The following is a 12,411-nucleotide window of genomic DNA, read 5'->3' as shown; positions in this document are numbered from 1 at the left end:
CTTATGGGAAGCAACAACAAGTCGCAGAAGAACCAGCGCACCGCCACCGCGGCTCAGCGGGCGCAGCGGGTGCGCGATGCCGAAGAGCGCGAGCGGCGCGCGAAGGAGCGGGCCGAGGCGGAAGCCAAAACGAAAAAGATATTCACCATAGTCGTGTGCGTCATCCTGGTGCTTGCCCTTGGCATACCCACGGTGGCTCTCAGCGTGTTGTCGATGTAATTCGAAAGAGAGGACGATTACATTGTTCGGTATCGGAGGATTCGAACTTTTCCTCATCCTGCTGTTCGGGTTTTTGATTTTCGGCCCGGATAAGCTGCCCGCCATGGCGCGCACCTTGGGAAAGTTCATTGCTAAGTTCCGCACCGCTCAGGAGGAAATGAGCGGCGTGCTGAAAAACGAGGTGTTCGATCCCAACGCCGAGGACCCCTTCAAAAACCCGCTGGAAACCTTCGACCGCGCCACCGAGCAGGCGAAGAAGAGCGCCGCGGACCTGAAGAAGGCGGGGCGCGAGGTGTCGGAGGCCCGCAAGAATGCGGGCAAGACCGTGACCAGGGCGGCTCCGCGTCCGGCGTCGCCGGCCGCTTCGGGTTCTACCGGCTCGTCTGCTGCGGCGAAGCCGACGCCTGCTGCGCGCCCGGCCGCATCTGCGGGCTCGTCTTCTTCCACCGGCGTGGTGAAGCAGGGGGAGAGCTTCTCGGAGCGCAAGGCTCGCTATGATCGCGAACGCGCCGCCCGTTTGGCGGCCGAGAAGGAGAAGGCCGCGACGGCCGATGCCGCCGATGCCAAGCTGACGGAGGCCTCCGATGCCGCTAAGCCGGCTGCTGCCACCGTTGCCGCTGCCGCTGCCGTGAAGCCGGCTGCCGCGAAGGCTGCGGCGCCTGCTGCGAAGGCCGAAGCCAAGGCCGCCGCTCCTGCCGTGAAGCCGGCCGCCAAGGCCGCTGCCAAACCGGCGTCCGCTACGGCTGCCAAGGCCGCTTCCGGCCCGGCTGCCGCCGCTGCCGCCGCCCGCAAGGCCGCTGTGGCCAAGAAGGCCGAGGAAAAGCCCGCTGCTACGAAGAAACCGGCCGCCAAGGCCGCTGCGGCGAAGGCGGAGGAGGCCGCGCCCGCTGCGGCGAAGAAGCCGGCGGCCAAGAAGACCGCTGCCGCGAAGGCGCCCGCCAAGGCAGCCGATGGCGCCGAGGCCAAGCCGGCCGCCAAGAAGGCTGCCCCCAAGAAGACGGCTGCTGCCAAGGCCGACGGCGCCGAAGCCAAGCCCGCTGCCAAGAAGGCGCCCGCCAAAAAGGCCACCACCGCCAAAACCGCCGCCAAGGCCGAAGAGGCCGCTGCCCCTGCAGCCAAGAAGCCGGCTGCCAAGAAAACCACTACGGCCAAGAAAACCACTGCCGCCAAAACTACGAAATCGTCCGCCGCGGCCGATGCCGCCAAAGAAGAGAAAGGGGAGTAAGCTATGCCTATCGGACCGGCGCGCATGCCCCTTTTCGACCACCTGGGCGAGCTGCGCATGCGCCTTGTGCGTATCGTGGCCTGCCTGTTCGTGGCCATCATCGTGTTCTACATGGCCACCCCCACCATGGGCCAGTTCCTGCTGCTGCCCATCGCCGAGTACCTGCCCACCGATGCCCAGGGCATGGCGTCGCTGCAGGCCATCGACCCCTTCGAGGCCTTCGCGGTGCGCTTCCAAATTTCGCTGTGGGCCGGCATCGTGGCCTGCTCCCCGGTGATACTCTGGCAACTTCTGGCATTCTTCCTGCCGGCCTTGAAGCCCAAAGAGCGCAAGTGGTTCATGCCCACCTTCATCGCGGCGGTGGCGCTGTTCATCATCGGCACCATCTTCTGCTACTGCATCATCTTGAACCCCGCCTTCCAATGGCTCACCGACCAAGCGGACGGCCTGGGCTATGTGGCGGCGCGCATGTCCTCCTATGTGGACATCATCATCAAGTTCGAGCTGGGCTTCGGCTTTGCCTTTGAACTGCCGCTCATCATCTTCTACCTGGTCATCTTCGACGTGGTGCCTTACGCCAAACTGCGCGGCGCCTGGCGCACCGTGTACGTGGCGCTGCTGGTTATCTGCGCCATCATCACCCCCGACGCTTCGCCGGTCACCATGTTCCTCATGTTCGCGGCCATGATCGTGCTCTACGAGCTGTCGTTGTTGCTGGCCCGTGTGGTGCTGTCCCGCCGCATCAAGCGGCAGAACGAAGAGCTGGCAAAGGCCGAGGCCGAAGAGTAATGCACGAGCTGGGAATCGTCTCCGGCGTGCTGGATTCGGTGCGCCCGGTGGCCCAGGAAGCGGGTGCCACGCGGCTTCTTTCCGTCACCCTTAAGGTGGGGGAGATGACCGGTGCCCTGCAGGACGCGATGAATTTCGCCTGGGAGGCCTTAAGCGAAGGGGATCCGTTTCTGGAGGGAGCCCAGCTGCGCATCATCACCGTGCATCCCCATAGCCGCTGTCTGGAATGCGAAAGCGAATTCGACCACGACCAGTTCCACTGGGCGTGCCCCCAGTGCGGCAGCTCCCTTACCGAGCTGCTGGCCGGCCGCGAGCTGGAAATCGATTCCATCGAGGTGGACATTCCCGACGAAGGGGAAGCCCTCTGATGGCCGGCGCTGAGGTGGGGGCCTCTGCGCTGCCGGCCGTGCTGACGGTGTCGGCCACCCCGCATGCGGGCAAAACTTCCCTGATCATGGCATTGGTAGACCAGCTGCGCGACCAGCTGAACATGGCGGTGGTGCTAGGGCCCGATGCCACGGCAGCCGAAGTGGAGAAGTTCGAGGCCACGGGAATCCCAACGGAGGCTGAGGCGTTTCGCCCCGATGCCGACGGGGCCGATGGGCTGCCCTTTGAGCCGGAGGCCTTGGCGCGGCTGGACGTGGCGGTGCGGGAAGTGCCCGCCGGCCACCCGTGCGATTTGTGGCTGGTTTCGGCGGCCGAAGTGCCCGATGCCTCAGTGCCGGATGCCGCAGCACTGGTGGTGAACAAGATCGACACCGTGGGCAGCGCCCCGGCGCGCGATGCCCTTGCCGCCGCCGTTGCCCAACACCAGCCGCAAGCCGCCGTGTTCCTCACCTCCGCCACCACCGGCGCCGGTCTCGAACCCTTGGCCCACTGGCTGCTCCAACGCCTCCAACTGGCGTAGTTTTCTGGAGCAGGGGGAAGGGCGGGGGCAGCCCAAGTCGCTCAGACAGTCCTGCTTTGGGAAAAGCGCCACTGGCGCGTTTTCGTCGTGCGGAACTCGCTTTGTTGGACCACCCCCGCCCTTCCCCCGCACGGCCGCGACGGGGCTCGTCCTACCGGGCCATTTTCGTAGGGCCGAGATTCTATCTCGGCCTGATGCCGCAGCCCCGCGCGGGCCGTCCGTTTAGGCAGAGATAGAATCTCTGCCCTACGAATCCGACCTGGATTAGCATTCTGGCTGGGCCGACCCGGCGGGTCGGAGCGAGGTCCGGCCAAGCGGAGTAGAGGGGAAATCCACTCGACCGCAGGTCGAGTTGGTTCCCCTCGTACGGAGCGTCGAGCGCAGGCCTGTCGGGCCGGCCCACCCTCCAAAACCCCTACGTTCGTGTATCTCTTCTGGGTTCGCAATGGGCCTGAAACATTGGTGGGCCATACTGGCGGCACGGTAGTTTTCGAGAAAGGGTGCCCATGACTCCGGAAGAGATGTACTGCGCCTGTTGCGAGGCCACGGCGGATTACGTGCGCGCGGCCGGCTTTACCGATGTGGTGATCGGGCTTTCCGGAGGCATGGATTCGGCGCTGGTGGCGGTGATGGCCGCGGACGCGCTGGGGGCGGCCCATGTGCACGGCGTGCTGCTGCCGGGCCCGTACTCGTCTGAGCATTCGGTGGACGACGCGGAGGCGCTGGCTCGCAATTTGGGAATCGACCACCGTTCCATCTCCATCTGCGAACCCTTTGAGGCCTTCGAGCATGTGCTGGCCCGCGCGTGCGGCGGCGAGCTGAAGGGGCTGGCGGCAGAGAACACCCAGGCCCGCTGCCGCATGGTGTGCCTTATGGCGCTGTCGAACGCCCATAATTGGATGATGCTGAACACCGGCAACAAGAGCGAGGCCCAGATGGGCTATTCCACCCTGTACGGCGATACCGCCGGTGCTTTTGCGCCTTTGGGGGGCGTGTACAAAACCGATGTGTACGCTATGGCTCGCTGGCGCAACCGCAAAGGGGTGGAAGCGGGCCATGAGGGTCCCATTCCGGTGAACGTGTTTGTGAAGCCCCCCAGCGCCGAGCTGGCCCCCGGCCAGAGCGATGAACGCAGCCTGGGGGTGGGCTACGATGCCCTGGACAAGCTGCTGGTGGCAGCGGTGGAGCATGGGCGCGAGCTGGAGGAGGCCGCGGCCGCGGCCGAGATGGACGTGGTGCAGGCCCGCAATATCCTGGCGCGGGCGAGAGCCTACGAGTTCAAACGGGCGCTTGAGCCGCCGTTCCCGCAGGCGAAGTTCTACTAGGGCGCGCGCCGTCCCGGCAATTCTTCTGACATCCTGCATGACGATTGCGCTCCGGTGCAACGGGCAACCGCCGCTAGGTCGTGCTGCGCCCTGGCGACGCCTTGCATGACGATTTCGCAGGGCAGAGATTCTATCTCTGCCTAGCAGACGGCCCCCGTGTGCTTGCAGCCTGGGCGGACACGGAATGCCTGCCCAACGACGGGCCACCGAGGTGAAGGGTGGTCCTATTGGGCGCTTCGCACTAAGCCACTTTCGTAGGCGAACACCACCAGCTGGGCACGGTCGTGGGCGTCGGTTTTCCCCATGATACGGGCCAGATGGGTTTTCACCGTGGCGGGGGAGATGAACAGCTCCTGGCCGATTTCCTCGTTGTTCAGGCCCCGGGCCACTAACAGCAGGATTTCCCGTTCGCGCTCGGTGAGCTCTGCCAGCCGTTCCCGCATTTGCGCCGGAGCGGCGGTTCTGCCCGCTTGGGGCCGCGCTGCCACAAAGGTTTCCACCAGCCGTTTCATGATTTTCGGTTGGATGAGGGCGTCCCCTTGGGCCACCACGGCAATGGCGTCGGCAATTTCATCGGGGTCCACGTCCTTCAAGAGAAAGCCCGAAGCGCCGGCCGCCAAGGCGTCATAGACGTACTCGTCGGTGTCGAAGGTGGTTAGCACCAGCACGTGGGTTTTGCGCAGCAGCGGATTGTTCACGATGTCACGGGTGGCTTCGATGCCGTTTTTCCGCGGCATGCGGATGTCCATCAGCACCACGTCCGGCTTCAGCTGCTGGGCCAACTCCACCGCCTCTTCGCCATCGCGGGCAAGCCCCACCACCTCGATGTTGTCGTAGGAGTTCAGGATAACCTGAAAGCCGCGGCGCACCAGATCTTGGTCGTCGGCCACCAGTACCCGCAAGGGGGCGGTTTTGGCAGCTTGTTCCATGGGGCTTCCTCTCAGACTTCTTGCGGGGCGGGTTCAGCCGACGGGGCGGGGGAGGCGGCGCTCTCAAGCGGCACGGTGGCCTTCACCACGAAGCCGCCGCCTTTGCTGATGCCGGTTTGCAGGGTGCCGTGCAGAAGGCGCACCCGTTCCTCCATGCCCTTCAGGCCATGGCCGCTGGTTTCTATCTTCAGCTGCTTGGGGACGCTGCCGTTGTCCTGCACCACCAGCACCGCTTGCTGCTGACCCGCCGCTTGCTGGCAGGCCAGGGTGATGGAGGCGCGGGTGGCCCGGGCGTGGCGCACGATGTTGGTGCAGGCCTCGCGGGCGATGCCGAAAAGTGCCACATCGATGAAGGCGGGTACCTGGCCTCGCTGGTAGCGGGTGTCGTCCAACGTGGCCTGGATGCCGGCCCCTTCCAAGTAGGCCAGCAAATCCCCCAGCCGATCACTGCCGGCGGTGGGGGCGGTTTCCGGGCCGTCGTTGCCGCTGCGCAGCACGCCCACCATGGCCCGCATTTCCCCCAGGGCATCTTTCGCGGTGGCGCGCACCTCGCGAATGGCCGCTTCGGCCGCGGCGGGGTCGGTTTTCACCAGCCGTTCCGCCACGGCCGCTTGGATGCTGACGGCGGAAAGGGAGTGGGCGGTTATGTCGTGCACCTCGCGGGCAATGCGCACCCGCTCTTCCTCTACGCGCCGCTGCGCCTCGGTTTCACGGTTGCGCTCGGCGGCAAGGGCCCGCTGTTCGGCTTCGGCGGCGTAGGCGCGGTTGAGCTGCAGGGCTTGCCCCGCCAATGCGGCGGCCGCCAGCAGCGCCAAGTTTTGGATGAGGGTGAGATGCACCAGGTAGGAGGGGCGCATGGCGGTGGGCACAATGAGCACGAACAGCGCCGCCAAGCAGGCGGCGGCGATGGCCTCGGGGCGCGTGCGGCAGTAGGCCACGGTGAACAGGGCCACCAGCGGCCCCACGATGGAAAGGGAGATGTCCTGGGAGGCGGTTTGGCCGAAGGCCCATGCTGCCAGCACGAACACGAGGCAGGGCCACGGCAGACGGCGCCGCAGCACCAGGGGAAGCGTAGTCACGGCCACCGCGGCGATGGCGTTGGCGGTGGGCACCAGCGCTTCTATCCCCAAAAACCGCCGCATGGCCTCGTCGGGGATCAGCAGGTTGACCGCCAGGTACAGCTGCAGGCAGCCGAAGGCGAATGCAGCCAGAGCGACGCCGGCGTCTGCCAGCCAGTCCAGAGCGGTCATTTTGGTATGTGGGAACAGCGCGTCTTCCATGGCCCCATCATAGCGCAAGGGCCGCCCCCTGAGCCCCGAACGCCACGGCTTCGTCACTTCGCCAGTTGTGGACAAACGTGGAAATCTAAGTCACAGACACTAAGATTTACGCAGTTTCCATTGCAATGCCACATGAGGCTGGTATTATAAGCACGTTTTGTTTTTAGCACTCATGTTACGTGAGTGCTAGCATTCCCCTCTCAGGGAGTGACAAGCTATTGCAAGCAGTATGCAGCGAAAGGAAGTCACCAAGATGAACCTCAAGCCTCTCGGCGATCGCGTCATCCTTCGCCAGGATGAAGCGGAAGTCACCACCGCATCCGGCCTGTACCTGGCCTCCGGCGCCCAGGAAAAGCCCCAAACCGGCACCGTGCTGGCCGTGGGCGAGGGCCGCATGGACAAAGACGGCAAGTTCCTGCCCATGCCCGTGAAGGTGGGCGACAAGGTTATCTACAGCAAGTACGGCGGCACCGAAGTGGCCATGGGCGGCGAGAACGTGCTCATCCTGCGCGCCGACGACATCTACGCTGTAGTGGAGTAACTTTCCCGATTTAACTGAACTTGAAAGGATGCAAAATGCCTAAGGAGATTTTGTTCGACTCCGATGCCCGCAGCGCTCTGGCTGCCGGCGTCAACAAGCTGGCCGACGCCGTGAAGGTGACGCTGGGCCCCAAGGGCCGCTACGTTGCCCTGGAGAAGTCTTACGGCGCCCCGCTGATCACCAACGACGGCGTTACCGTGGCCAAGGAAGTGGAGCTGGAGAACCCCGTGGAGAACATGGGCGCCCAGCTGGTGCGCGAAGTGGCCGTGAAGACCAACGACGTGGCCGGCGACGGCACCACCACTGCCACCCTGCTTGCCGACGTTATTGTGAAGGAGGGCCTGAAGAACGTAACCGCCGGCTCTGACGCGCTGGCCATCCGTCGCGGCATTGAGATTGCCACCGACGCCGTGGTGACCGCCATCAAGGACGCCTCCACCCCCGTTTCCACCGAGGAGCAGATTGCCAACGTGGGCACCATTTCCGCCGGCGATGCCGAGATCGGCACCAAGATCGCCGAGGCCATGAAGGCCGTGGGCAACGATGGCGCCATTTCCGTCGAGGAATCCCAGACCTTCGGCCTGGAGATGGACATCGTGGAGGGCATGCAGTACGACCGCGGCTACATTTCCCCCTACATGGCCACCGACATGGAGAAGATGGAAGCGGTGCTGAAGGACCCGTTCATCCTGCTCACCGACCAGAAGGTGTCCTCCATCCAGGACATGGTGCCGCTGCTGGAAGAGGTCATGAAGTCCGGTCGCCCGCTGCTGATCGTAGCCGAGGACGTGGACGGCGAAGCGCTGGCCACCATCCTGCTGAACAAGCTGCGCGGCACGTTCAACTGCGTGTGCATCAAGGCCCCCGGCTTCGGCGACCGCCGCAAGCGCATCCTGGAGGACATCGCCGCTGTGACCGGCGCCCAGGTGGTGGACAAGGACTTCGGCATGACCATGGCCGATGCCACCGTTGCCATGATGGGCACCGCCCGTACCGTTAAGGTGACCAAGGACACCACCCTCATCGTGGATGGCGCCGGCGACAAGAAGGCCATCGAGGACCGCATCGCCGTCATCCGCGCCGAGCTGGAGCGCACCGATTCCGACTTCGACCGTGAGAAGCTGCAGGAGCGCCTGGCCAAGCTTTCCGGCGGCGTTGCCGTGCTGAAGGTGGGCGCTGCCACCGAGAGCGAGCTGAAGGAGAAGAAGTCCCGCATCGAGGACGCCCTGCAGGCTACCCGCGCTGCCGTGGAAGAAGGCATCGTGGCTGGTGGCGGCGTGGCGCTGATCAACGCCATCCCCGCACTGGATGGCCTGGCTGTGGACGGCGACGAGAAGGTGGGCGTGGACATCATCCGTCGCTCGCTGGAGGCGCCGCTGCGTTGCATCGCCGAGAACGCCGGCTATGAGGGCTCCGTGGAAGTGGCCGAGGTGAAGAAGGCTGCTGCCGGCTGGGGCCGCAACTACAAGAACGGCGAAACCGGCAACATGATCGAGATGGGCGTGAACGACCCGGTGAAGGTTACCCGCACGGCGCTGCAGTCCGCGGCTTCCGTGGCCGGCCTGATCCTGATCACCGAGGCCACCATCAACGAGATGCCGAAGGACGGCCCCGACCTGTCTGCCCTGGCTGGCGCCATGGGCGGCGGCGGTGGCATGTACTAAGCCGCAATCGCGAACAAGCTTCTGGAAGGACGGCTCCGAAAGGGGCCGTCCTTTTTGTTGCGAGATTTGGTTGGGCATGACAGGGGACGGGGGTAACGTCATATGGGGGCGCGGCGCGCCCCCATATGACGTTACCCCCGTCCCCTGTCATGCGGTATGCCGTGCCCGTACACCAGGAAGGGGCGGGGTGTCCTGGTCGGGTGCCGAACCTCACCTAACCAGGGCATCCCGCCCCTTCCCGGGGAACCGCTTTCGCCTCGTGCGGCGTTGTGCCCCATGTGGGCCCCTCCTTGGCCGGGAGGGGCGAGCTTGCTAAATTAGCAGGTCATCGATTTTTTGATAGTCGCCAATGCGATAGCTTTCTACGGCGTTGCCCTTCACCACGTACAGTACGTCGCCGATGCGGATGCCGCGGGTTGGCACCCAGCCCGTGCCGTTGGTTTCCTCCAGCATGTGCTGGCTAAAGCCGTTGTCTTCCGAGTAGCCGTATACGGCGTAGGCTTCGCGATCGGTGCTCACGGGGAAGCCGATCATGTCGGAGGCGGGGTCTATGAGGGCGGCCCGGTATTCGTTGAACGCATCGGAGTAATAAGTGCCGTCCAGCACGGCGGTGGCTACTTCCCGCACGTCGGCGGGGTTGCTGGTATCGAACATCGAAAGCTTCACGCCATCAGTGGCCCCTGCGTCGTCGGCACTCATGCCGATGCCCAGCAGCAGATTTTCACCGTAGGGGTGCAGGTACTCGCTGAAGCCGGGGATTTTCAGCTGACCGATGATGGTGGGGTTCTCCGGGTTGGAGAGGTCTACGCTGAACAGGGGGTCCACCTGCTTGAAGGTGACGAAGTAGCCCACGTTGCCCATGAAGCGGGCCGAGTACACCTGCTCTCCGGGGGCGATGTCGGCAATATTGCCCACCTCTTCCATCTGTTCGTTCAGCACGGTGAGGGCGCTTGAGGTGTCTTCGCCGTACACGGTGGTGACAACCCGCAGGTACCCGTTGTACTCGTCCAGGCAGAAGCTGCTGTCGAGGGTGCCGTTCACTTCTCCCTGGGCCACACCTTCCAACTGGCCTTTGTCGAAGGTGAACTTGCGGATGCAGGTTTTCAGGTCCGGGTCATCGCCGCCGGAGCTGTCCGGGGTGTCGGCTTCGCCTTCGCTGGGGTCATCGGCGGAGTTGTCGCTCGGGGCCGGGGCTTCCTCGTCGGGGGTTTCGGGGGATTGCGGCTCTGCTGCTGGGCCGTCGGCCGGAAGGGTAGCGGGATCGTCAGCCGGGAGAGTAGCCGGGTCGTCTACGGCCGGGTCGTCATTGACGCCTGCGCCATCCGGCCCTTCGGCGGGCGACGTTGCCCCGGGGGCCTCTTCGCCGTTTTCGCTCTCATCTGCCGGGGCGTCGCCCGGGTCTTCCGTGGCGGCTTCGGCAATCGGGTCGGTTTCGCCCGCCGGTTCGGCCATGTCGTCTGCAGCGAAGCGGGCGATGGGCATGATGCCCCAGTTGTAGCCGGTAGTCTCGTAGAGGAATACGCCGTCCTGGCTCATGTACACGCTGCCGCCGTTGCACAGGATGGCCTTTTGATCCACCACGGCGCTGGGGTTGGCGGCGTCAACGGTGGTGATCACCAGATAGTGGTCGCCCATGTTCTCCGGTGGCAGGTAGATGTCGCCGCATTCCACCGCCGCGCCGTTCACGCAGGGCACGTAAGCGGAGGGGTCGGTTCCTTCCGAGGTATCGTAGGTCCACTGGTCGCTGAACAGGTACACATAGCCGTCGGCAAAGCGAACGGTGTTATAGGTGCCTGTTTGGGTGAGCAAGCCTGTGGCCTGGGGGTTTGCCGGATCGGTGACGTCGTAGACATCCAGCCGCGTGGTCTCCGGTGGGAAGGTGTAGGTGCCGTCTGGCTGTTCTACCCCTTCGGGGAAAACGGTGGACAGCAGGTACAGGCGGCCGTCTTCAACGTAGAATTCGCTCACCTGGGCGCCCTTGGGTGCCTCGATAGCGCCGGCGGGGGTCATGTGGCCTTCGGCCGGATCAACGATGGCCACGGTGGTGCCGCTGTCTTGCAGCGCGTAGAGCCATCGGCCGTCGGTTTTCGCCACATCCGCTTCGCCGATGCCTTCAGTGCGCTCGTTGGTGTCGGTGAAGCTGGAGTCCTTCGTGGAATTTTGGGCGGTGAAGGCGGTTGCCGTTTCTGTGCGGGCCACCCCGGCGGTCTTGTCTTCCATGAACATCGTGCCGCCATCGCCCATGGCCTGTTGGCTCGCCAACAGGCAGTCGCGCACCTGGGCGTAGCCCTGGGCGGTGGAGAGGCCGCTTTCGGGGCTGGCAGGGGCGCTGGGGTCGCTCACGGCGGGCAGCGGCGAGGAGGGCGCGTCGATTGCCGCAGGGCTGAATTTGCCCTGGGCGGCAAGCGCCCCCACTACGCCCACGCCGCACAGCAGCGCCAAACAGGCAGCGGCGGCAATGGGCCAGCGCCACGTCACGTGGCGGCGAGGGGAGGCGGTGCCGGCCGCGGCGCTTCCGGTTTCAACGGGCGCCGGGGCGGCACTGGCCGGTTGCCCGCTGTCGGCGGTTTCGCCATCCGACTTTTGGGCATCGTGGGCCAGCAGCATCGCCTCGATGGCCTCGGGCTGCAGGCTGGCGGGAACGGGGTGCTGCTCGGCATCGGCGCGCAAGGCCCGTGCGGCAGCGTCAAATTCATCTTGCCTGGTCATTAGCTCACATCCTTTAGTTGGCCGGCTAGTTTGGCCAGCGCTCGCTTGTGCTTCGACCTTACGGTGTTGGGGTTCAGGTTCAGCAGCGCCCCTACTTCCTTCGAGCTGTAGCCGCCGAAAACCGCCATGGCCACAATCACCCGCTCTTCGTCGGGTAGCTGGCCGAACAGCTGGCGCACCGCCAGCGCGGTGGCGGCGTCGGGCCCGTCGTCTGGTTGTTCCGGTACTTGGTCGATGGGCTCCGGTGGTTGCTGGCGCAGTTTCTTGCGGCACACGTTCGCGGTGATGGTGAACATCCAGCTTTTGAAAGCTTCGTCCTTGCGCAGCCCCTCCATTCCCGTGTATCCGGCCAGCACCGCCTCGCTCACCGCGTCCTCTGCATCGTGCGGGTTGCGCATGGTGTACAGGGCGAAGCGATAAAGGTCCTGGTAAATCGTGCGGTATTGCTCAGTAAACGCTCGTGCGTCCATTTGTCCCCCAGTTTGGCTAAAAAGACGTCTTGTGTATAAGAGTATATAAGCAGCCCATCTGTTGCATCGGATTGGGAAATTTTTTGGAGCAGGGGGAAGGGCGGGGGCAGCCCAAGTCGCTCAAACAGTCCTGCTTTGGGAAAAGCGCCACTGGCGCTTTTCCGTCGTGCGGAACTCGCTTTGTTGGACCGCCCCCGCCCTTCCCCCGCACAGCCGAAACGGGCATTCTCGTAGGGCCGAGATTCTATCTCGGCCTGAGGCCGCGGCCCCGTGCGGCCCGTCCGTTTAGGCAGAGATGGAATCTCTGCCCTACGAATTCGACCTGAGGGCATGACGGGGGACGGGGATAACGT

Annotated in this window: 12 protein-coding genes; 8 read left to right on the top strand and 4 right to left on the bottom strand. The window is 64.7% G+C overall.

All coding sequences use genetic code 11. From position 1 onward, the window contains the following. The first annotated feature begins 3 nt into the window (after positions 1-3). From DMP11_RS02185 to nadE, 6 genes are all read left to right on the top strand, one after another. Positions 4-219, top strand: coding sequence for a CASC3 protein CASC3 (locus tag DMP11_RS02185; protein WP_123184871.1), 216 nt, complete (start codon positions 4-6; stop codon positions 217-219). A gap of 22 nt (positions 220-241) precedes the next feature. Then, positions 242-1,444 (top strand): twin-arginine translocase TatA/TatE family subunit, encoded by a 1,203-nt coding sequence (locus DMP11_RS02180; protein WP_123184870.1) that lies wholly within the window; start codon positions 242-244, stop codon positions 1,442-1,444. A 3-nt stretch (positions 1,445-1,447) separates the two neighbouring features. Then, complete coding sequence (gene tatC / locus DMP11_RS02175) at positions 1,448-2,233, top strand: twin-arginine translocase subunit TatC (RefSeq protein ID WP_123184869.1); 786 nt, start codon at positions 1,448-1,450, stop codon at positions 2,231-2,233. Then, positions 2,233-2,601 carry a hydrogenase maturation nickel metallochaperone HypA/HybF gene (locus tag DMP11_RS02170; RefSeq protein ID WP_123184868.1) on the top strand — a complete coding sequence of 123 codons (369 nt, stop codon included), beginning with the start codon at positions 2,233-2,235 and terminating at the stop codon, positions 2,599-2,601. Before tatC ends, DMP11_RS02170 begins: the two co-directional genes overlap by 1 nt. Further along, positions 2,601-3,140, top strand: coding sequence for a P-loop NTPase family protein (locus DMP11_RS02165; protein WP_123184867.1), 540 nt, complete (start codon positions 2,601-2,603; stop codon positions 3,138-3,140). The genes DMP11_RS02170 and DMP11_RS02165 overlap by 1 nt, the downstream gene beginning before the upstream one ends. Before the next feature lie 506 nt (positions 3,141-3,646). Beyond that, positions 3,647-4,465, top strand: a complete 819-nt coding sequence (gene nadE / locus DMP11_RS02160) for an NAD(+) synthase (RefSeq protein WP_123184866.1) — start codon at positions 3,647-3,649, stop codon at positions 4,463-4,465. Positions 4,466-4,689: 224 nt separating this feature from the next. Here the strand turns inward: nadE and DMP11_RS02155 are convergent, their stop codons facing one another. Together DMP11_RS02155 and DMP11_RS02150 are read right to left on the bottom strand one after the other, a co-directional pair. After that, the gene (locus tag DMP11_RS02155; protein ID WP_123184865.1) at positions 4,690-5,394 is read right to left on the bottom strand and encodes a response regulator transcription factor; all 705 of its coding nucleotides are present in this window, start codon (positions 5,392-5,394) and stop codon (positions 4,690-4,692) included. An 11-nt stretch (positions 5,395-5,405) separates the two neighbouring features. Then, positions 5,406-6,674 (bottom strand): sensor histidine kinase, encoded by a 1,269-nt coding sequence (locus tag DMP11_RS02150; protein ID WP_214647039.1) that lies wholly within the window; start codon positions 6,672-6,674, stop codon positions 5,406-5,408. A gap of 253 nt (positions 6,675-6,927) precedes the next feature. Here DMP11_RS02150 and DMP11_RS02145 point away from each other — a divergent pair, with 253 nt between their 5' ends. Both DMP11_RS02145 and groL read left to right on the top strand, forming a co-directional pair. Continuing rightward, on the top strand, positions 6,928-7,215 hold the full coding sequence (locus DMP11_RS02145) for a co-chaperone GroES (RefSeq protein WP_123184864.1): 288 nt from the start codon (positions 6,928-6,930) through the stop codon (positions 7,213-7,215). 35 nt (positions 7,216-7,250) lie between these two features. Then, a complete protein-coding gene (groL, locus tag DMP11_RS02140) occupies positions 7,251-8,879 on the top strand; it encodes a chaperonin GroEL (protein WP_123184863.1) in 1,629 nt (542 codons plus the stop codon). Positions 8,880-9,191: 312 nt separating this feature from the next. On the opposite strand, the gene DMP11_RS02135 is transcribed toward groL, so the two are convergent. Beyond that, positions 9,192-11,588, bottom strand: coding sequence for a beta-propeller domain-containing protein (locus DMP11_RS02135; RefSeq protein ID WP_123184862.1), 2,397 nt, complete (start codon positions 11,586-11,588; stop codon positions 9,192-9,194). Further along, complete coding sequence (locus DMP11_RS02130; protein ID WP_123184861.1) at positions 11,588-12,058, bottom strand: RNA polymerase sigma factor; 471 nt, start codon at positions 12,056-12,058, stop codon at positions 11,588-11,590. The genes DMP11_RS02135 and DMP11_RS02130 overlap by 1 nt, the downstream gene beginning before the upstream one ends. Between the last annotated feature and the right edge of the window lie 353 nt (positions 12,059-12,411).

Source organism: Parvibacter caecicola, from assembly GCF_003725335.1.
Lineage (GTDB): Bacteria > Actinomycetota > Coriobacteriia > Coriobacteriales > Eggerthellaceae > Parvibacter > Parvibacter caecicola.
The sequence above is the reverse complement of the archived record's forward strand: the minus strand, read 5'-3'. Positions and strand labels throughout refer to the sequence as shown.

Coding starts and splice junctions, on each gene's coding strand:
- DMP11_RS02135 (WP_123184862.1), bottom strand. CDS start 11,588: ATGACCAGGCAAGATGAATTTGACGCTGCCGCACGGGCCTTGCGCGCC.
- DMP11_RS02130 (WP_123184861.1), bottom strand. CDS start 12,058: ATGGACGCACGAGCGTTTACTGAGCAATACCGCACGATTTACCAGGAC.
- DMP11_RS02185 (WP_123184871.1), top strand. CDS start 4: ATGGGAAGCAACAACAAGTCGCAGAAGAACCAGCGCACCGCCACCGCG.
- DMP11_RS02155 (WP_123184865.1), bottom strand. CDS start 5,394: ATGGAACAAGCTGCCAAAACCGCCCCCTTGCGGGTACTGGTGGCCGAC.
- groL (WP_123184863.1), top strand. CDS start 7,251: ATGCCTAAGGAGATTTTGTTCGACTCCGATGCCCGCAGCGCTCTGGCT.
- tatC (WP_123184869.1), top strand. CDS start 1,448: ATGCCTATCGGACCGGCGCGCATGCCCCTTTTCGACCACCTGGGCGAG.
- nadE (WP_123184866.1), top strand. CDS start 3,647: ATGACTCCGGAAGAGATGTACTGCGCCTGTTGCGAGGCCACGGCGGAT.
- DMP11_RS02170 (WP_123184868.1), top strand. CDS start 2,233: ATGCACGAGCTGGGAATCGTCTCCGGCGTGCTGGATTCGGTGCGCCCG.
- DMP11_RS02150 (WP_214647039.1), bottom strand. CDS start 6,674: ATGGAAGACGCGCTGTTCCCACATACCAAAATGACCGCTCTGGACTGG.
- DMP11_RS02165 (WP_123184867.1), top strand. CDS start 2,601: ATGGCCGGCGCTGAGGTGGGGGCCTCTGCGCTGCCGGCCGTGCTGACG.
- DMP11_RS02145 (WP_123184864.1), top strand. CDS start 6,928: ATGAACCTCAAGCCTCTCGGCGATCGCGTCATCCTTCGCCAGGATGAA.